This is a genomic window from Luteimicrobium sp. DT211, assembly GCF_049844995.1.
Classification (GTDB): Bacteria; Actinomycetota; Actinomycetes; order Actinomycetales; family Cellulomonadaceae; genus Luteimicrobium.
Genome location: NZ_JBNCMC010000004.1, coordinates 377265 through 395112, shown reverse-complemented (window position 1 = coordinate 395112; position 17848 = coordinate 377265). Strand labels below are relative to the sequence as shown.

Genomic DNA, 17848 nt, shown 5'->3' with positions numbered 1-17848 from the left:
CGGGCGGTGCCGCTTACGGACCATGACCACGCCCGCGGACCCGCCCCACCACGTCGACGAGGACGTCGCCGCGACCTACGACGCCGACTCCGCCACCAGGTCGTCGCCCGAGGTGCCGGGGTCGACGATCGACCTGCTGGCAGGGCTCGCGGCCGACGGCGCGGCCCTCGAGCTCGCCGTCGGGACCGGCCGCGTGGCGCTCCCGCCCGCGGCGTGCCCGTGCACGGGATCGAGCTCTCCGAGGCGATGGCGCCGCGGCTGCGGGCCCGGGACCCCGGCGGGACGGTCGGCGTCACCCTCGGCGACATGACCACGGCCCGGGCGCCGGGCACGTTCCGCGTGGCGCACCTCGTCTTCAGCACCGTGTCGAACGTCACGACGCAGGGAGGCCAGGTGGCGTGCTTCCGGAACGCGGCCGGCGAGCGCTACGTCCCGTTCGGTTCCGTCCGGTACACGTGGCCCGCCGAGCTCGACCTCATGGCCCGGCTCGCCGGGTTCGGGCTGCGCGACCGCTGGGCCGGCTTCGACCGCTCGGAGCTCACCGCGACGAGCCCCGTCGCACGTGTCGGTCTGGGAGAAGCCGCCGGCCTGAGGCGCGCCGGGCGCCCCGAGGACGACGAAGGCCCCGGACCGTGAGGTCCGGGGCCTTCGAGCGAGCGTGGCAGGTGAGGGATTCGAACCCACGTAGTCGATGACGGCTGATTTACAGTCAGCTCCCTTTGGCCGCTCGGGCAACCTGCCGTGGCGAGGCAACGATACCCGGAGCGGGCGCTCCGGAGAAATCCGTTCCCCGCCGTAGGCTCGCACGGTGACACCCCCTGCCCCCGACGCGCCCCCGCAGACCACGCCCGCCGAGACCGACGCCCGCCGCGAGCACCGTCGCGGGCTCGCGGCGGGCTTCGGGGCGTACCTCCTCTGGGGCGCGATGCCGCTCTACTTCCCGTTGCTCGAGCCCGCCGCGCCGCTCGAGATCATCGCGCACCGCGTCGTGTGGTCGCTCGTGTTCTGCCTGCTCCTGCTGCTGGCGACGCGGTCGTTCCCCCAGCTCCGGGCTGTGCTGCGCGACCCACGGCTGCTGACGACGCTCGGCATCGGTGCGGTGCTCGTCGCCGTGAACTGGAGCATCTACGTCTGGGCCGTCCTCGAGGACAGGGTCCTGGACGCGGCCCTCGGCTACTTCATCAACCCCGTCGTGACGGTGCTGCTGGCGGTCCTGGTGCTGCGCGAGCGGCTCCGGCCCCTCCAGTGGGTCGCGATCGGGCTCGGCATCGTGGCCGTCGTCGTGCTCACCGTGGGGGTCGGCCACGTGCCGTGGGTGTCGCTCGCGCTCGCCTTCTCGTTCGGCCTCTACAGCCTCGTGAAGAACCGGGTCGGTGGGCGGGTCGCCGCGGCGCCCGGGCTCGCGGCGGAGACCCTCGTGCTCGCTCCCTTCGCCGTCGGCTACCTCGTGTACCTGCAGGCCCAGGGCACCAACACGATGACGTCGCACGGCGCGGGCCACCTGCTGGCGCTCGCTTCCGCGGGCGTCGTGACCGCGGTCCCGCTCCTGCTGTTCGCGGCGTCGGCCCGGCGGGTGCCGCTGCGCGTCGTCGGGCTGCTGCAGTACCTGACGCCCGTGCTGCAGTTCCTCGTCGGGCTGCTGGTGTTCCACGAGACCATGCCCGTCGCGCGGTGGGTCGGCTTCGTCCTGGTGTGGGCGGCGCTCGTCGTCCTGACGACCGACGGGCTGCGGGCGGCGCGGGCGCTGCGGCTCGCCGACCCGCGCCGCCGCCGGGCGGCGACCGCCCCCGCCGCGCCTGCCGAGGGCGCTCCAGCCGATACGGTGGAACCGATCACCTGACCCGTCCGTCGCGCCGGCGCGCACGGACCGCTACCCGAGGGAGCAACCGTGGCCGATTCGTCGTTCGACGTCGTGAGCAAGGTCGACCGTCAGGAGGTCGACAACGCCCTCAACCAGGCCGGCAAGGAGATCGCGCAGCGCTACGACTTCCGCAACGTGGGCGCCTCGATCGCCTGGAGCGGCGAGAAGATCGTCCTGGTCGCGAACTCCTCGGAGCGCGTCCTCGCGATCCTCGACGTCTTCGAGACCAAGCTCATCAAGCGCGGGATCTCCCTCAAGTCGCTCGACGCGGGCGACAAGGAGCCGAAGGCGTCGGGCAAGGAGTACCGCCTCGAAGCGACCCTCAAGGAGGGCATCGCGAGCGACCAGGCGAAGAAGATCACCAAGATCATCCGCGACGAGGCGCCCAAGACCGTCAAGACCCAGATCACGGGCGACGAGGTCCGCGTGACCAGCAAGTCGCGCGACGACCTGCAGGCCGTCATCGCGCTGCTCAAGGGCGCCGACCTCGACGTGGCGCTGCAGTTCGTCAACTACCGCTGACGTGCGGCTCCTCGTCCTCGGCGGCGGGGGGTTCGTCGGGCAGGCGGTCGTCGAGGCCGGCCTCGCTCGGGGCGACGACGTCACGACCTTCACGCGCGGTCTGCTGCCCGTGCCCGCGGGGGTCCGCCGACTCCATGGGGACCGCACCGCGCCCGACGACGTCGCCCGGCTGGCGGCCTCCGCACCCACCGGCGGTTGGGACGCCGTCGTGGACACGTGGGCCGGCGCTCCGGGAGCCGTCCGGTCGTCCGCATCCGCGTTGGCGGACGTCGTCGGCCGCTACGGGTACGTCTCGAGCCGGGCGGTCTACGCTCCCCCGCTCGCCGTGGGGCTCGACGAGTCGCACCCGACCGTGGAGCCCGCGCAGGACGATGCGACCGTCGAGGACGCGGCCTACGGGGCGGTGAAGCGCGGCGGGGAGCTCGCGGTCACGGACGTCCTCGGCGACCGCGCGCTGCTGGCGCGCTGCGCCCTGGTCGTCGGCCCCGGCGAGGACCCGCCGAGGCTCCCCGTATGGCTCCGGCGCGCTGCCCGGGGCGGACCGCTGCTCGCGCCGGGCGCGCGCGACCAGCCCTGGCGCCTCGTCGACGTGCGGGACCTCGCCGCGTGGCTGCTCACCGCCCTCGCGCCGGGCTCCGACGTGCGGGGCCCCGTGAACGTCGCCGCGCCCGAGGACCACGCGACGACGGCCTCGGTGCTGGGCGCCGTCGTCGACGTTACCGGCGAGCACGCGATCCGGGCGAGCGGAGCGCCGGCTCGCCTCCGCTGGCGCTCCTGGGCGGAGCTCGAGGCGTCCGGCACGGACCGCTGGGCCGTGCTCCCCGGCTGGGTCCCCCGCACGCAGGAGACCGAGGGCCTGATCAGCACCGACGTGTCCCGTGCCGCCGCAGCGGGCCTGCGGTGCCGGCCGGTCGAGGAGACGGTCCGCGACACCTGGGCTGCGCTCACGCCTGCGTGAACCAGGCGCGCCTCCGGGGCGTCCGCTCCGTCCACGATCGGCAGGTGGAGAGTGAGGCCCGCGATCCGCCAGAGGCTCGACGGCAGCACGGTGAGCGGGACCAGCAGCGCCGCGACCCGCGCCCACCGAGGGACGCCGACGACGGGCTCGTGCAGACGGCGCCAGACCCCGGGGGCCCCTCGCGCGGGGCGGTGGACGAGTGTGGTCGACGAGGTGTTCATGCCTCGACCCTCGGCGACCTCGCCGCGCGAGGGCTCACCCCGCCAGGGGAACGACGTCCCCCGGCCGGGGGACCCTGCCACGGGCCGGACCGCGGCGTCAGCCGACCGTGACGTCAAGCTCCACGTCGACGTTGCCGCGCGTGGCGTTCGAGTACGGGCACACCTGGTGGGCGGCCTCGACCAGGGAGTCGGCCTGGTCCTGCGCCAGGCCGGGCAGCTCGACGCTCAGGACGACGGCGAGCCCGTAGCCCCCCTGCCCGTTCGGGCCGATCGAGACCTCGGCGGTCACCGAGTCGTCGGCGAGCGTGAGCCCCTTCGAGCGCGCGACGCCGCGCAGCGCCGAGTGGAAGCACGCCGCGTAGCCGGCCGCGAACAGCGCCTCCGGGTTGAGGCCGCCGCCGGGGCCGCCCATCTCCTTCGGGATCGCGAGGTCGGCGTCGAGCGTGGCGTCGGACGTGCGGACGTGGCCGTTGCGGCCGTCGCCGGTGGACAGGGCGGATGCCGTGTAGAGGATCTCCATGCCTGTACGAACCATTCCGGGACCGCTTCGCTTCCCGCGTCAGGCCTCCGAGCGCAGGGCCTTCTCGAGCCGCCGCAGCTCCTTCGCGCGCGACCGGGGCGTGCCGTCGGCGCGACGGTACGTGCGGCCGACGACGGCGACCAGCCAGTCCGCGAGGTACGCCCACGGGTCGGTGCACACGAGCAGCCAGCGGTGCTCGTCCTCGCTGCACCCGTCGTCGAGCAGCGCGTCCGCGACGATCGCGATGCCGTCCGCGTCGACGAGCGAGCCGACGGACTCCAGCAGCCGCCGCTGGACGACGGGCGCGACGCGGGCCCGCACCTGGCGCCGGAACGCCGCGCGCTCGTCGTCGGGCACGTCCTCGCCGCGCCACGAGGTGTCCACGCGCCGCACGAGCTCGCGCAGCGTCGCCGCGTCCCAGTGCTGCTCTTCCACGGCGCAGGACCGTAGCAGCGCGCGCTGTCCGGGGACCACGGCAATTCGCCGGCCTGTGGGGTCGCTGTGGGCCCGGCGACGCGCCGCCGAGCGCACGGGGACCTCCGCGTGACGCCTCGGTGAACTCTTGCCCAACCCGGGCACTTCACGTTCGTCAACTACCTACGGTCGACCGGGAGCGCCCGCTCCCCGACGGGAGGAGCCCACGCATGCCAGCAGCACGACCAGCCCGGTGGCGCGCGACGGCCGCCGCCGTCGGCCTCGGGCTGGCGACGCTCGGGCTGGCGGGCTGCACGGCCTCGGGGGCCGACGGCACCGGGAGCCCGACCACGCCGTCGGACGGCGTGAGGTCCGCGGCCGTCCACGCCGGGCAGAGCGACTGCGGCGCCGGGTGGACCGGCGGCCCGGCCGGCACCTGGCGCCTCGACGCCACCAACACGTCCACGGGCGGCATGGACGTGGCGGTCGCCGAGGCGGTCCCCGACATGACGCGGGCCCACGAGTACCTCGAGCTCGAGGCCCTGGGGCCCGGGGCGGCGGCCGCCGCCGAGGTCACGCTGGCGGCCGGGAGCTACCGGGTGGTCTGCGTCCAGGCCGACGAGGAGCCCGTGCTCGGGCCCGTCGTCCGCGTCACGGGGACGCTGCCCGCGGGCACCGCGGCGACGCCCGGGATCGTCCCGATCACCCAGGCCGACCTCGTCCCCGCCGTCAAGACGTACGAGGCCTGGGTCGGGGCGCACCTCGCGACGCTCGCCCGCGAGGTCGGCACCCTCGACGACGACGTCGCGCGGGGCGACCTCCGCGCCGCCCGGCGCGACTGGCTCACCGCCCACACGACGTACGGGACGCTCGGCGGCGCGTACGACGCGTTCGGCGACCTGGGCGACGCCATCGACGGGCTCCCCGCGACAGGGACGAGCGCCCTGGCCGACAGCGGCCTCACCGGGTTCCGGCGCGCCGAGGCGCTGCTCTGGGCCGGCCGGCCCGCGAGCGCCGTCCGGCCCGTGACCCGCGGGCTCGTCAAGGAGGTCGCGGCGTTGCGGGCCGACTTCCCGGCCGCGCAGGTGGACCCCGTCGACCTGGGGATCCGCGCGCACGAGATCCTCGAGGACGCCGTCCAGGTGCAGCTGACCGGGGCCGCCGACGGCGCCAGCGCGACGACGCTCGCCGAGGTCGAGGCGGCGGTGACCGGGACCCGCGAGCCGCTCACCGCGCTGCGGCCGCTGCTCAAGGCGCGCGGCGTCGACCTGACCGACGTCGACGACGCCCTCGACACGCTCGAGCGCACCGTGCGCGGCTACGACCACGACGGCCGCTGGACGGCCCGCACCGACCTGACGACCGCCCAGCGCGAGCGGCTCGACGCGGAGGCCGACGCCTGCGTCGAACGCCTCGCCGCCGTCGCCGCGCTCACCGACCCCCGGAGGGCCCTGTGAACCACGCCGACCTCGACGCGGCACGCGGCGGCACGCCGACGCAGCCCGACCGCGCCGACCCGCTCCCCGCGGGCGGGCCGGGACGGCGCACGTTCCTCCGCTCGGTCGCAGGGGCGGCCGGCGTCGTCGGGCTGGGGGCGCTCGCCCCCCGCACCGCACGCGCCGCCACCGACGCACCCGCCACGACGACCGACGACGGCGCCCGCGGCGTGCCGTTCCACGGCCCGCACCAGGCGGGGATCCTCACGCCGCTCCAGAAGCAGGCGGCGTTCCTCGCGCTCGACGTCACCGCGGGCTCGCGGGCCGAGCTCGAGGAGCTGTTCCGCACGCTCACGGACCGCGCGCGGTTCCTGACGACGGGAGGGACGCCCGCGGGCGCCGGCGCGGGCGCTCCCCCGGTCGACTCCGGGGTCCTCGGGCCCGACGTCGTGCCCGCGGGCCTGTCGATCACCGCGTCGGTCGGGGCGTCGCTGTTCGACCACCGGTTCGGGCTCGCCGACCGCCGGCCCGCCCGGCTGCGGCCCATGGACACGTTCCCCGACGACGCCCTCGACCGCGCGCGGTGCGACGGGGACCTGCTGCTGCAGGTCTGCGCGGACGACGCGGACGCCGTCGTGCACGCGGTGCGGGACATCGCCCGGGCGACGCGCGGCGCGATGCAGGTGCGCTGGCGCCAGGACGGGTTCGCGTCCCCGCCCCGGCCCAGCGGGACGCCGCGCAACCTCCTCGGCTTCAAGGACGGCACCGCCAACCCGTCGACGACCGACGGGGACGCCGTGCGAGACGTGGTGTGGACGCGCGCGGGGCGGGTGGCCGCGGTCGACGGGCTGCCCGCCGTCGTGGAGCCCGCCTGGACGGCCGGCGGGAGCTACCACGTGGTGCGGCTCATCCGGATGCTCGTCGAGTTCTGGGACCGGGTGTCCCTGCACGAGCAGGAGAACATGATCGGCCGCCGCCGCGACACGGGCGCCCCGCTCACCGGGACCCACGAGTTCGACGACCCCCACCTCGAGCGCGACCCCACGGGCGACGTCATCCAGATGGACGCGCACATCCGGCTCGCCAACCCGCGCACCCCCGGCACCGACGGGCTGCGGATGCTGCGGCGCCCCTACAACTACGACGCAGGCACGGACGCCAACGGCAACCTCGACATGGGGCTCGTGTTCGTCGCGTTCAACCAGGACCTCGACCGGCAGTTCGTCGCGGTGCAGAAGCGCCTCGCGGGCGAACCGCTCGTCGACTACATCTCACCCTTCGGGGGCGGCTACTACTTCGCGCTCCCGGGGGTGAGGGCGGCGGACGACTGGTACGCCAGCCGGCTGCTCGCCTGACTGCCCCAACCCCCCCACAGAGAGGCACCCCCATGGCTCTGTTCGCCACGCGGACGCGCACCGTCGCGTCCGCCGCAGCGATCGCCGGGCTCGCGCTCGCCGGCGGAGGCGTCCTGCCTGCCGTCGCGTCGAGTCACCACGCGACCGCCCGGAGCACCGTGACGACGACGTCGTCGCGGTCCAAGGGCTCGCCGGCGTCGTCCACGACGACCCCGATCCAGCACCTCGTCGTGCTGTTCGACGAGAACGTCTCGTTCGACCACTACTTCGCGACCTACCCGCAGGCCGCGAACACCGACGGCACGACGTTCACCGCCGCCAAGGGCACCCCGAAGGCGGACACGGCCAAGGCCGCCGGGCTGCTGACGAAGAACCCCAACCTGTACGCCCCGACCCGCCTGGCGTCCACGCAGGCCGTGACGTGCGACCAGAACCACAACTACGGCCCCGAGCAGCTCGCGATCGACAACGGCGCGATGGACAAGTTCGTGCAGAACACCAGCAAGGACACCTGCACCGGACAGTTCGGCGCCCCCGGCCTGGGCATGGACTACTACGACGGCAACACCGTCACCGGCCTGTGGAACTACGCCCAGCACTACGCCATGAGCGACAACAGCTGGGACGCCACCTTCGGGCCGTCCACGCCGGGCGCGCTCAACCTGGTCTCCGGCCAGACGCACGGCGCGATCTCCTACGACCCGACGACGGGCAAGCAGACCGCGACGCCCGACGCGTACGGCGTGAAGTCGCCCAACGCGGCCGGCGTCGGCACCGTGACGGCCGACCCCGACCCCGTCTACGACGACTGCGCGGACGCCGACCACACGTCCACCAACGCCGTCGTCGGGATGCAGGGCACCAACATCGGCGACCTGCTCAACGCCAAGAACGTCACGTGGGGCTGGTTCCAGGGCGGCTTCCGCCCCACGACCACCTGGGACGGGAAGACCGGCGACTACGCCAAGTGCGACGCCACCACGACCAACGTCGCGGGCGCGTCCGTCGTCGACTACTCCCCGCACCACAACCCGTTCGCGTACTACAAGTCGACGTCGAACCCGCACCACCTGGCGCCGTCGTCGACGGCCGCGATCGGTCACACCGACCAGGCGAACCACGAGTACGACCTGACCGACTTCGACACCGCGCTCGCGCAGGGCAACCTGCCCAGCGTGTCGTTCCTCAAGGCCCCCGAGGCCCAGGACGGCCACGCGTCGTACTCCGACCCGATCGACGAGCAGAAGTTCCTCGTCAAGGAGATCAACGCGATCGAGAAGTCCAAGTTCTGGGACAGCACCGCGATCGTGGTCTCGTACGACGACTCGGACGGCTGGTACGACCACGTCGCGCCCGCCGTCTCCAACGGGTCGAACGACGCCGCGAACGGCGACACCGGCCTGTGCACCTCGGTGACCACCGTCGCCGGCGGGTACGCCGACCGCTGCGGGCCCAGCCAGCGGCTGCCGCTCGTCGTCATCTCGCCCTACGCGAAGACGAACTACGTCGACCACACCCAGACGACCCAGGCCTCCGTCCTGCGGTTCGTCGAGGAAAACTGGAAGACGGGGCGGATCGGCGACGCGTCCTTCGACGCCACCGCCGGGTCGATCGGGTCGATGTTCTCCTTCGCAGGGAACAGCGCCGGCAAGGCTCCCCAGGTGGTCCTCAAGGACGACGGCTCCGTGAAGTCCGTCGTCGCCGCGCACGGCAACGGCAACGGCAACGGCAACGGCAACGGGAACGGGAACGGCCAGGGCAGCGGCCACGGCAAGCCGTCCAAGCCCGGCCACGGCGCGGGCAACGGGTCGGGCCGCGGCTCGCCCGGCTGCGCCACGTGGTTCTGATCACCGCACCGTGACAGGCAGCGCGCCTGCACGGTGAACGCGACGCCCGGGTCGGTCACGGCCCGGGCGTCGTCGTGTTCCCGACGACGGCACGCGCGAGGATCTCGCAGCTCTCCCGCCCGGGCCGTCGGGCCGTGCACGGGATCCCGGCCCCGCGACAACGGGCTCCCGGTCCGTCCGCGGCAGCGGACGGACCGGGAGCCCGTGTTCGGCAAGAGGGGGGTGGGGCGGGGGCCCCGGCGCCGGTCGACCGGTCAGAGGGCGGTGAGGATCACGGGACCGTCGGCGGTGATCGCGATGCTGTGCTCGACGTGCGCGGCGCGGCCGCCCGAGCGCGACAGGAGCGTCCAGCCGTCGTCGCCGTACCGGTACGCGCCGGAGCCGCCGAGGATGAACATCGGCTCGATGGCGATCGTCATGCCCGCGCGGAGCTCGCCGCCCTTGTGGCGGCGACCCTCGTTGGGGATGAACGGGTCCTCGTGCATCGTGTGCCCGATGCCGTGGCCGCCGTGGTCCTCGAGGTTCCCGTAGCGGCCCTTGCGGGCGATCTTGTCGATGGCGTAACCGATGTCGCCGATGCGGTTGCCCACGACCGACGCCCCGATCCCCGCCTCGAGGGCGCGCTCGGTGGTCGCGATGAGCTCGAGGTCCTCCGGCCGCGCGTCGCCGACGACGAACGAGACCGCCGCGTCGCCAGTCCAGCCGTCGAGCGTGGCCCCGCAGTCGATGCTCACGAGGTCGCCGGCCGCGATCGCGTACTCCGTGGGGATGCCGTGCACGACCTCGTCGTTCACGCTGGCGCAGATGACGCCCGGGAACGGCGTCGGCGCCCACGACGGGTGGTAGTCCAGGAACGGCGAGGTGGCACCGGCGCCGAAGATGACGTCGCGGGCGACCTGGTCGAGCTCCTTCATCGTCACGCCGACCGCGGCGGCCTCGCGGCACGCCTGCAGGGCGCGGGCGACGACGCGCCCCGCCTCCCGCATACCGTCGATCTCGGCGGGGGTCTTCAGTGCCACGGGCGTGCGCTCCAGTCGGTCGGGCTGCGGGGACGGTGGTGCGGGCTCAGTAGTAGGTGATGCCGCCCTGCTGGCCGGCCATGGCCTCGAGGCGCTGGATCCGGTCCGCCATGGGCGGGTGCGTCGAGAACAGCTTCGAGACTGCGCCCGCCTTGAACGGGTTGGCGATCATCAGGTGCGAGACGTCGACGAGCTTCTGGTCGGCGGGCAGCGGGGCGGCCTGGGTGCCGCTCTCGAGCTTGCGCAGCGCCGACGCGAGGGCCATCGGGTCGCCCGTCAGCGTAGCGCCGTCCTCGTCCGCGTCGTACTCGCGGGTGCGGGAGATCGCGAGCTGGACGACCGTCGCCGCGAGCGGTGCGAGGATCGCCAGCGCGAGCGCGGCGATCACGTTGCCGCCGTTGTTGTCCCGGCGGTCGCCGCCCCCGCCGAAGAAGAGCAGGAACTGGGCGAGCGACGTGATGACGCCGGCGACCGCGGCCGCGATCGACGACGTGAGGATGTCCCGGTTGTACACGTGCATGAGCTCGTGGCCGAGGACGCCGCGCAGCTCGCGCTCGTCCAGCAGGCCCAGGATGCCCTCGGTGCAGCACACGGCCGCGTGCTCGGGGTTGCGGCCCGTGGCGAAGGCGTTGGGCGCCTGGGTCGGCGAGACGAACAGCTTGGGCATCGGCTGGTTCGCGCGCGCGGAGAGCTCGCGCACGACCCGGTACATCACGGGCTGCTCCTGCTCGGTGACCGGGTAGGCCTGCATCGAGCGGATGGCGATCCTGTCCGAGTTCCAGTACCCGTACGCGGTCGAGGCGAGGCCGAGGAACACGAAGAACCACAGCATGCCCACCGAGTTGCGGAAGAACAGCGCCCAGATCGCGAGCAGGACGGCCCACAGCACGCCGAAGAGCAGCGCGGTCTTGAGGCCGTTGAAATGACGGTGTCCCATGGCCCCACGCTACCCGGGCAGGCTGAAGGCCGGCTGGGCGCCGTCGGTGGACGACGCCCGGCCGGCCTGGGTGGGGCTCAGTCCTTCGGTGTGGCGCGATCCAGCGAGATCGCGACCTGCTCGTCGCGCGGGACGACCTTGACGCGCTTGCGGCCGTGCGGCTCGCCCAGCCCGCGCTCGTGCTCGTCCAGGCGCAGCCAGCCGGTCCAGTCGATCGCGTCGACGCCGCGCTCCGCGAGGAAGTCGAGGATCGCCTGGGGGTCGCGGTGCGCGGCCTCGGGCAGCGGCGTCGTCGGGACGGCGTCCTCGGTAGCGGCCGCATCCGCTGCGTCTTCGACCAGGTGCCGGATCGTCTCCGACGCGTCCGACTTGGTGTGCCCGATCAGGCCCACCGGACCCCGCTTGATCCAGCCGGTCGTGTACACGCCGGGGATGTGCTCGCCGTCGATGTCGATGACGCGGCCCTCCCGGTTGGGCACGACGCCCTTGAGCTCGTCGAACGGCAGCTCGGCGAGCGGCGACCCGAAGTAGCCGACGGCCCGGTAGACCGCGCCGACCTCCCAGTCGTGGAACTCGCCCGTGCCCGACGCGGTGCCGTCCCCGTTGAGCCGCATGCGCTCCGTGCGCAGCCCCGTGACGCCCGACTCCTCGTCGCCCAGCACCTCGGCCGGCGCGTGGAGGAAGTGCAGGTGCAGCCGGCGCGACGCCGTGAACGAGGCCGGGTCCTTGAGCGTCCAGTCGGTGAGGGTCTTCACGACCTGCTTGGTCTGGTTCGACGAGCTGATCGCCGCCATCGACCCGTCGTCGAACTCGAAGTCCTCCGGGTAGACGATCACGTCGACGTCGGGCACGTGGCCCAGCTCGCGCAGCTCGAGCGGCGAGAACTTGGCCTGCGCCGGACCGCGGCGCGCGAACACGTGCACGTCCGTGACGGGGCTCGACCTGAGGATCTCGTACACGTTGGCCGGGATCTCGGTGGGCAGCAGGTCGTCCGCGTGCTTCGACAGGACGCGCGCCACGTCGAGGGCGACGTTGCCGGCGCCGAGCACGGCGACCTTCTGCTGGTCGAGCGGCCACGTCCGCGGCACGTCCGGGTGCCCGTCGTACCAGGACACGAAGTCGGCGGCACCGTACGAGCGGGGCAGGTCGATGCCCGGGATCGGGAGCGCCGCGTCGCGGATCGAGCCGGTCGAGAAGATCACCGCGTCGTAGAACTGACGCAGGTCGTCGAGCTTGAGGTCGACGCCGTAGTCCACGTTCGCGATCAGGCGGATGTCGCCGCGGCCCAGCACCTTGTGGAGCGCGTCGATGATCATCTTGATGCGCGGGTGGTCGGGGGCGACGCCGTACCGCACGAGGCCGAACGGGGCGGGCAGCCGTTCGAAGAGGTCGATGCTCACGTCGAGGTCGGTCTTCGACAGGATGTCCGAGGCGTAGATGCCTGCGGGGCCGGCGCCGACGACGGCGACGCGCAGGGGCCGGTTGCTGGTCACGTGGGATGACGCCTTCCGTACGGGGATTCAGACACTGGGTGTTCCGGACGCTGTGGTGTCCCCGACGCCGTCCGCGGACCGCTGCCGCTCACCTGCCGGGAGGCGGGCGGCTCGGCGTCCTGCGCCGGAGCCGGAACGGTGAGGCCGCAGCGTCGTCGAGGGTGTGCTCCCCCGAGTCTAGGACGCCGACCTTGCACGACCAGTGTGGCGTCCGTCTCGCGCCTCGGATAGGCCGTCTCAGCGGACGGACGAATGTGTCTGCGCGGGGTGCGACCGCTCAGCCTCCCGCGACCGCCGGGGCGCCCGAGATCTCCCGCACGGCGCGCTCGAGATCCTGCCGCGAGGCGGAGCCCGCCATCGAGCGCATCGGCCGGTACGCCGGAACGACCGCGAGCACGACCGCGCCCGACCGGACGGTCACCTGCACAGCGTCACGGTGACGCGCGCCGAACACCGCCGACGCCACGTGCACCGAGGCGACCTGGACGCGCGGCACGCTCCAGCGCGGCTCGTCGTCCTTGCCGACCCACACCTCCAGCCGGTCCGGGAGCACCGCCACGGCCACCACCGAACCGCCCTGGCCCGAGATCCCGCGACGCGAGGCACCGAGCGCGAGGGCGACGTCCGCCATCTCCGCCGCCGCCGACGCGGGGACCACGGCCGCGCCGGGCCGACGCCGCGCGACGCGTCGGGCGAGCGCACCGATCCGGCGCAGCACCACCGCCACCGTCACCACGACGACCAGCGCGACCACGAGCACCGCGATCACCCAGACCGCCGCGTCGCTGCCGTCGCGCCCCACCTGCACCGCGAGCCTCAGCACGCCGACGACCGCCACCGCGACCAAGACCCACAGGTACCCGCGCCGACGCCCTTCCGCCGCAGACCCGTCGTTCTTCGCCATGTCACTCCCCCTCCCGAGCCTCACGTCGACCCGCATACGGACGACAGCGGGGCGGTGGCACGTCGCCACCGCCCCGCCGTCGTCGTGCGATATCAGCCGCGGATACCCGACGCCAGCTGCGAGTCCACGTCCGACAGCGTCTGCGCCGCCTGCTCCAGGAAGTGCGCCATGCCCTCGATACCCGACACCGCCTGCGTCGTGCCGTGCGTGAACTGCTCGTACGACGTCTGGAACGCGCCCGACGCCTGGTCCGTCACGAACCCGCCCGCGACCAGGTTGTCCACGAGCTGCTTCAGGTGCTGCAGCGTGTCCGTCAGCTGCTGCTGACCGTTGCGCAGCTGCCCCGCCGCGTTCCGCATCTCGTCGTAGGTGACATTCACGTTCGCCATGACAAAGCTCCCAGGTTCGGTCCTCGCGAGCCCCTGCGGCCCGACTGCACGGCCACCATAGCCGCCCGGCCGCGCTCTCCGACATGGGGAGCCCTCCCCATGTGGACGACGACGCCGGCCGGTCCCGGACGACGGCGTCGCGCGGCCCCGCAGACGACGGAACGGCGCACGGGGACGGGCCCCGTGCGCCGTCCGCGCCCTGCGGAAGACGTCAGCCGCGGATGCCCGAGGCCAGCTGCGAGTCCACGTCCGACAGCGTCTGCGCCGCCTGCTCCAGGAAGTGCGCCATGCCCTCGATACCCGACACCGCCTGCGTCGTGCCGTGCGTGAACTGCTCGTACGACGTCTGGAACGCGCCCGACGCCTGGTCCGTCACGAACCCGCCCGCGACCAGGTTGTCCACGAGCTGCTTCAGGTGCTGCAGCGTGTCCGTCAGCTGCTGCTGACCGTTGCGCAGCTGCCCCGCCGCGTTCCGCATCTCGTCGTAGGTGACATTCACGTTCGCCATGACAAAGCTCCCAGGTTCGGTCCTCGCGAGCCCCTGCGGCCCGACTGCACCCCACCGTAACGGCCACCCCCAGCCACCCGACATGGGGAGCACTCCCCATGCCCTCGCCGGGATTTCGGTACGGTGTCAGGCACACCCGGCCACCCCGCCACGACCCACGGAGCATCATGTCCGAGCAGCACGACCGTCTCGTCGCCCGAGGCCGGCGCACCCGGCTCACGACGTCGGCCCTCACCTTCGTCGGCGGCGTCCTGGTCGTGGTCGGGATCGTCGGGCACCTCGCCGCGCTCGTATGGGTGGGTGCCGTGATCTTCGTCGTCGCGTGCGCCCTCACCGTGCTGGGAACCCTGTCGATCGCCCGCGCGTCGAGGAGCATCGCCACCCAGGACGCGGTGCGCGACCCCAGGAGCTGACTCACCGGCGCCCGCTCAGCGGCGGCGCGTCCGCAGCCAGACCAGGGCCTCGATCAGCGCCGTCACCGCGGCACCCGCGAGACCGCACCAGCCGACGACCCGCCACGTGGTGCCGTCGGACAACCCGGCTCCCACGGCACGGAAGTAGTCGAACGGGTCGCCCGTCCCCGTCCCCTCCCGCAGCAGCCATCCCGTCATCACGACGACGAACCCGATCGCCGCCCCGCCCACCGCACCGACGACGGCCATCTGCCAGGGTTCGGGACGCGCACGCCGAGCCATCGTTCCCCTTCCGAGTCCGGTCGCCGGGCCCGGCGACCGTTCGTGAGAACGGTACCGGTCCGCCGAGACGACGGAACGGCGCACGGGGACGGGCCCCGTGCGCCGTTCGCACCCTGCGGAAGACGTCAGCCGCGGATGCCCGAGGCCAGCTGCGAGTCCACGTCCGACAGCGTCTGCGCCGCCTGCTCCAGGAAGTGCGCCATGCCCTCGATACCCGACACCGCCTGCGTCGTGCCGTGCGTGAACTGCTCGTACGACGTCTGGAACGCGCCCGACGCCTGGTCCGTCACGAACCCGCCCGCGACCAGGTTGTCCACGAGCTGCTTCAGGTGCTGCAGCGTGTCCGTCAGCTGCTGCTGACCGTTGCGCAGCTGCCCCGCCGCGTTCCGCATCTCGTCGTAGGTGACATTCACGTTCGCCATGACAAAGCTCCCAGGTTCGGTCCTCGCGAGCCCCTGCGGCCCGACTGCACCCCACCGTAACGGCCACCACCACCCACCCGACATGGGGAGCACTCCCCATGCCCGTCAGGCGAACGACTCGCCCGACCCGAGCGCCTCGCCCGAGCGCCAGTACTGCAGCCCGCACCACAGCCCCACGAGCAGCAGCGGGACGCCGCCCGCGAGCAGCGCGGCCTGGAGCACCGCGAACGCGTGCGCGTCGCCGGAGGACATCTCGCCGTCCGGGGTGCTCGCGACGAGCCACGCGACCCCCGCCCCCATCGACACGGCCGCCGCGCCGAGCCCGCTCAGCCACAGGTCGAAGCGCCACCGGTAGTCGAACCACCGCCAGAACGCCGACGGACGCTCCGGGGCCGGCGCCCCCCGGCGCGCGCGGCGCGCCAGCGCGAGCTTCTTGACCAGGGAGACGAGGAGCACGCCCGAGACGAAGCCCGTCACGAGCCCGCAGAACCACCACAGCACCGCGAAGCTTCCGTCGTCGGGCTCGTCGAGGAACCATCGCCCGTCGAGGCCGACGCCGACGAACAGGACCGTCAACGCCACGAGGAGCACCAGCCAGGCGACGTGCCAGCCGATCCCCAGCGGCCGGATGCGGGCCACGTTCGTGCCCTGCGGCAGGAGCGTCGTGCGCTCGCGGGTCGAGCGCGCGACCCGCCCGCGCCGGCCCAGCTCGGCGACCCAGACCAGGCTCATCACGACCAGCCCGCCGACGACCACGCCCACCCAGCCGACCGCCGCGAGGGTGTCCGCGGCGGACAGCGGGCTCCCCGCGCGCGCGGCCCGGATCGTCGCGCCCCCCGCGACCACGACCCAGCCGACGAGCGCGACCGCGAGCACCACCGAGCCGTACCAGAACCAGCCGGCACCGGCGACCGCACGCCACGCCCCACCGCCGACGGGGATCGAGGCGTCCTCGAACGGCACCCCTCCGCCGGCGTCCGGCGCCTCGTCCGCGTCCCGCCCCGCGAACCAGGCCTCGAGCCGGGCCTCGTCGTCCGCGGCCTCGGGCCGCTGCTCGGGCGTCACGACCGGGGCTCCGCGGCACCGGCGACGTCCTGCGGCTCCGCGGCCCCGTCAGGCTGCGGGGTCGCGGGGCGACCCCGGCCCGGCGCCCAGCGGAGGGAGTCCACGATCTCGTCGAACAGCGTCGCGAAGGGCTCGACCTCCGGGATCGTGGGCACGTTGACGCGCAGCAGGAGCAGGACGCCTGCCGGGTCGGGCACCAGGTACTCCAGGTGCAGCGTGAAGTAGCTCGACTCCCCGACGGAGTCCCGCGTCAGGTCCGTCGTGCGCGCGACCGGCCCGTGCGCCATCTCCACGATCTCGCGGTCCGGGAACGCGGACGCGAGCGCGTCCGCGACCCGGCCCTCCTCGAGCAGTCCGGCGACGTCGTCCGGCCAGGCTGCGTCCGTGCCGACCACCGCCGCCGGGAAGGGGACGCCGGGCAGCAGCTCCAGCGCCAGGAGGAACGTGTGCGCGCCGACCTCGACCGCCTGCGCCACGGTCGCGAGGACGTCGTTCACGGCCTCGCGGCGGAGCCGAGCGAGCCGGTCGGCGCGGCCCACCCGGTCGCGGACGGTCCGGCGGACCTCGGCCTGGGCGCGGGCCGCGTCCTCCATGGGCACGCTGACCCACGATCCGGGGAGCACCATCCGCAGCCGGCCCTCGTCGAGGGTCAGGGGACGGGTCATGCGGGAGCCTCCTGCGTCGACACGCGCAGACCCCCGCAGAGCGACGCCGCCTCCGCGACCGTGTCCGCGAACGTCGACATGCTGTCCGGCAGCACCAGGACCTCGACCATGTCCGGGGTCCCGTGCGGGAACACGGACACGACGACGCGCTCCTGCAGCACCGGCAGGACGGCGTCGTCGTCCTCCTCCTGCTCCGCGATCTCGGTGGCGACCAGGTGGGCGCCGCGCGCGGGCCCCGCGGGCACGTCGTCGATCCCGAAGGCCTGGGCGAACACGGCACCGCTCGCGAGGGCGTCCTCGACCACGGCGTCCAGCTCGAGCTCGTACCCCTCCACGGTCACGCCGCGGTGGACCGTCACGGCGACCATCGCGTCCGCCAGCCCGCTCTCGGGCTGCCGGACCAGCACCGCCCCCAGCGCCCCCTCGGAGCGCCCCGGGCGCAGCACCTCCACGACGCGCGCGAGGTCCTCGGCGAGCGACGCCGCCACGCCGACGGCCGCGCCGGCAGCCAGGCCGGCCGCGAGCTCGCGGGCCCACGCCTCGTCGGCGGCGGACGGAACCTCGTGCCAGCCGTCCGGCAGCGCGAGGGAGAGTGCGGTGACGGAACCCACCGGGCT

At 73.8% G+C, this 17848-nt stretch carries 22 protein-coding genes and 1 tRNA gene; 9 read left to right on the top strand and 14 right to left on the bottom strand.

What is annotated here, in order from left to right; all coding sequences use genetic code 11:
• The first annotated feature begins 22 nt into the window (after window positions 1–22).
• Both ACLQ14_RS12675 and ACLQ14_RS12670 read left to right on the top strand, forming a co-directional pair.
• Window positions 23–310 carry a hypothetical protein gene (locus tag ACLQ14_RS12675; protein WP_425813495.1) on the top strand — a complete coding sequence of 96 codons (288 nt, stop codon included), beginning with the start codon at window positions 23–25 and terminating at the stop codon, window positions 308–310.
• Window positions 307–636, top strand: coding sequence for a hypothetical protein (locus tag ACLQ14_RS12670; protein WP_425813493.1), 330 nt, complete (start codon window positions 307–309; stop codon window positions 634–636). Before ACLQ14_RS12675 ends, ACLQ14_RS12670 begins: the two co-directional genes overlap by 4 nt.
• Window positions 637–659: 23 nt before the next feature.
• Here the strand turns inward: ACLQ14_RS12670 and ACLQ14_RS12665 are convergent.
• A tRNA-Tyr gene (locus ACLQ14_RS12665) sits at window positions 660–741 on the bottom strand.
• Window positions 742–808: 67 nt separating this feature from the next.
• Between ACLQ14_RS12665 and rarD the strand changes: the two genes are divergently transcribed.
• From rarD to ACLQ14_RS12650, 3 genes are read left to right on the top strand one after another with little or no spacing between them, the layout of a single operon-like run.
• Entirely contained in the window at window positions 809–1840 is a 1032-nt protein-coding gene (rarD, locus tag ACLQ14_RS12660; RefSeq protein ID WP_425813491.1) for an EamA family transporter RarD, read from the top strand.
• Between the two features lie 48 nt (window positions 1841–1888).
• A complete protein-coding gene (locus ACLQ14_RS12655; RefSeq protein WP_425813489.1) occupies window positions 1889–2383 on the top strand; it encodes a YajQ family cyclic di-GMP-binding protein in 495 nt (164 codons plus the stop codon).
• A gap of 1 nt (window position 2384) precedes the next feature.
• A complete protein-coding gene (locus ACLQ14_RS12650; RefSeq protein WP_425813487.1) occupies window positions 2385–3341 on the top strand; it encodes an NAD-dependent epimerase/dehydratase family protein in 957 nt (318 codons plus the stop codon).
• Window positions 3342–3659: 318 nt separating this feature from the next.
• Here ACLQ14_RS12650 and ACLQ14_RS12645 read toward each other — a convergent pair whose 3' ends face one another.
• Together ACLQ14_RS12645 and ACLQ14_RS12640 are read right to left on the bottom strand one after the other, a co-directional pair.
• On the bottom strand, window positions 3660–4082 hold the full coding sequence (locus ACLQ14_RS12645) for an organic hydroperoxide resistance protein (protein WP_425813485.1): 423 nt from the start codon (window positions 4080–4082) through the stop codon (window positions 3660–3662).
• 39 nt (window positions 4083–4121) lie between these two features.
• The gene (locus ACLQ14_RS12640; RefSeq protein WP_425813483.1) at window positions 4122–4517 is read right to left on the bottom strand and encodes a hypothetical protein; all 396 of its coding nucleotides are present in this window, start codon (window positions 4515–4517) and stop codon (window positions 4122–4124) included.
• 209 nt (window positions 4518–4726) lie between these two features.
• On the opposite strand from ACLQ14_RS12640, the gene ACLQ14_RS12635 reads away from it, so the two are divergent.
• Genes ACLQ14_RS12635 through ACLQ14_RS12625 form a run of 3 tightly spaced genes read left to right on the top strand, consistent with a single transcriptional unit; the run spans window position 4727 to window position 9134 of the window.
• Window positions 4727–5953, top strand: a complete 1227-nt coding sequence (locus tag ACLQ14_RS12635) for an imelysin family protein (RefSeq protein WP_425813481.1) — start codon at window positions 4727–4729, stop codon at window positions 5951–5953.
• Entirely contained in the window at window positions 5950–7287 is a 1338-nt protein-coding gene (gene efeB / locus ACLQ14_RS12630; protein ID WP_425813479.1) for an iron uptake transporter deferrochelatase/peroxidase subunit, read from the top strand. Before ACLQ14_RS12635 ends, efeB begins: the two co-directional genes overlap by 4 nt.
• Before the next feature lie 32 nt (window positions 7288–7319).
• A complete protein-coding gene (locus ACLQ14_RS12625) occupies window positions 7320–9134 on the top strand; it encodes a phospholipase C (RefSeq protein ID WP_425813477.1) in 1815 nt (604 codons plus the stop codon).
• Window positions 9135–9388: 254 nt separating this feature from the next.
• On the opposite strand, the gene map is transcribed toward ACLQ14_RS12625, so the two are convergent.
• From map to ACLQ14_RS12595, 6 genes are all read right to left on the bottom strand, one after another.
• A complete protein-coding gene (gene map, locus ACLQ14_RS12620) occupies window positions 9389–10153 on the bottom strand; it encodes a type I methionyl aminopeptidase (RefSeq protein ID WP_425813475.1) in 765 nt (254 codons plus the stop codon).
• A 46-nt stretch (window positions 10154–10199) separates the two neighbouring features.
• Entirely contained in the window at window positions 10200–11090 is an 891-nt protein-coding gene (gene htpX, locus ACLQ14_RS12615; protein WP_425813473.1) for a zinc metalloprotease HtpX, read from the bottom strand.
• Between the two features lie 77 nt (window positions 11091–11167).
• The gene (locus tag ACLQ14_RS12610; RefSeq protein WP_425813471.1) at window positions 11168–12583 is read right to left on the bottom strand and encodes an FAD-dependent oxidoreductase; all 1416 of its coding nucleotides are present in this window, start codon (window positions 12581–12583) and stop codon (window positions 11168–11170) included.
• 277 nt (window positions 12584–12860) lie between these two features.
• A complete protein-coding gene (locus ACLQ14_RS12605) occupies window positions 12861–13487 on the bottom strand; it encodes a hypothetical protein (RefSeq protein WP_425813469.1) in 627 nt (208 codons plus the stop codon).
• A 92-nt stretch (window positions 13488–13579) separates the two neighbouring features.
• Complete coding sequence (locus ACLQ14_RS12600; RefSeq protein ID WP_425813463.1) at window positions 13580–13876, bottom strand: WXG100 family type VII secretion target; 297 nt, start codon at window positions 13874–13876, stop codon at window positions 13580–13582.
• Window positions 13877–14087: 211 nt separating this feature from the next.
• The gene (locus ACLQ14_RS12595) at window positions 14088–14384 is read right to left on the bottom strand and encodes a WXG100 family type VII secretion target (RefSeq protein ID WP_425813463.1); all 297 of its coding nucleotides are present in this window, start codon (window positions 14382–14384) and stop codon (window positions 14088–14090) included.
• 167 nt (window positions 14385–14551) lie between these two features.
• Here ACLQ14_RS12595 and ACLQ14_RS12590 point away from each other — a divergent pair, with 167 nt between their 5' ends.
• Window positions 14552–14797, top strand: a complete 246-nt coding sequence (locus tag ACLQ14_RS12590) for a hypothetical protein (protein WP_425813467.1) — start codon at window positions 14552–14554, stop codon at window positions 14795–14797.
• A gap of 15 nt (window positions 14798–14812) precedes the next feature.
• Here ACLQ14_RS12590 and ACLQ14_RS12585 read toward each other — a convergent pair whose 3' ends face one another.
• The 5 genes from ACLQ14_RS12585 to ACLQ14_RS12565 all read right to left on the bottom strand — a co-directional run bounded on the left by ACLQ14_RS12585 (window position 14813) and on the right by ACLQ14_RS12565 (window position 17842).
• A complete protein-coding gene (locus ACLQ14_RS12585; protein ID WP_425813465.1) occupies window positions 14813–15079 on the bottom strand; it encodes a hypothetical protein in 267 nt (88 codons plus the stop codon).
• Window positions 15080–15204: 125 nt separating this feature from the next.
• Window positions 15205–15501 carry a WXG100 family type VII secretion target gene (locus ACLQ14_RS12580; RefSeq protein ID WP_425813463.1) on the bottom strand — a complete coding sequence of 99 codons (297 nt, stop codon included), beginning with the start codon at window positions 15499–15501 and terminating at the stop codon, window positions 15205–15207.
• Between the two features lie 105 nt (window positions 15502–15606).
• Window positions 15607–16566, bottom strand: coding sequence for a hypothetical protein (locus ACLQ14_RS12575; RefSeq protein ID WP_425813461.1), 960 nt, complete (start codon window positions 16564–16566; stop codon window positions 15607–15609).
• The gene (locus tag ACLQ14_RS12570; RefSeq protein ID WP_425813459.1) at window positions 16563–17231 is read right to left on the bottom strand and encodes a hypothetical protein; all 669 of its coding nucleotides are present in this window, start codon (window positions 17229–17231) and stop codon (window positions 16563–16565) included. Before ACLQ14_RS12570 ends, ACLQ14_RS12575 begins: the two co-directional genes overlap by 4 nt.
• Window positions 17228–17842: a hypothetical protein gene (locus ACLQ14_RS12565; RefSeq protein WP_425813457.1), complete on the bottom strand. Its 615-nt coding sequence runs from the start codon at window positions 17840–17842 to the stop codon at window positions 17228–17230. The genes ACLQ14_RS12570 and ACLQ14_RS12565 overlap by 4 nt, the downstream gene beginning before the upstream one ends.
• Window positions 17843–17848 lie beyond the last annotated feature (6 nt).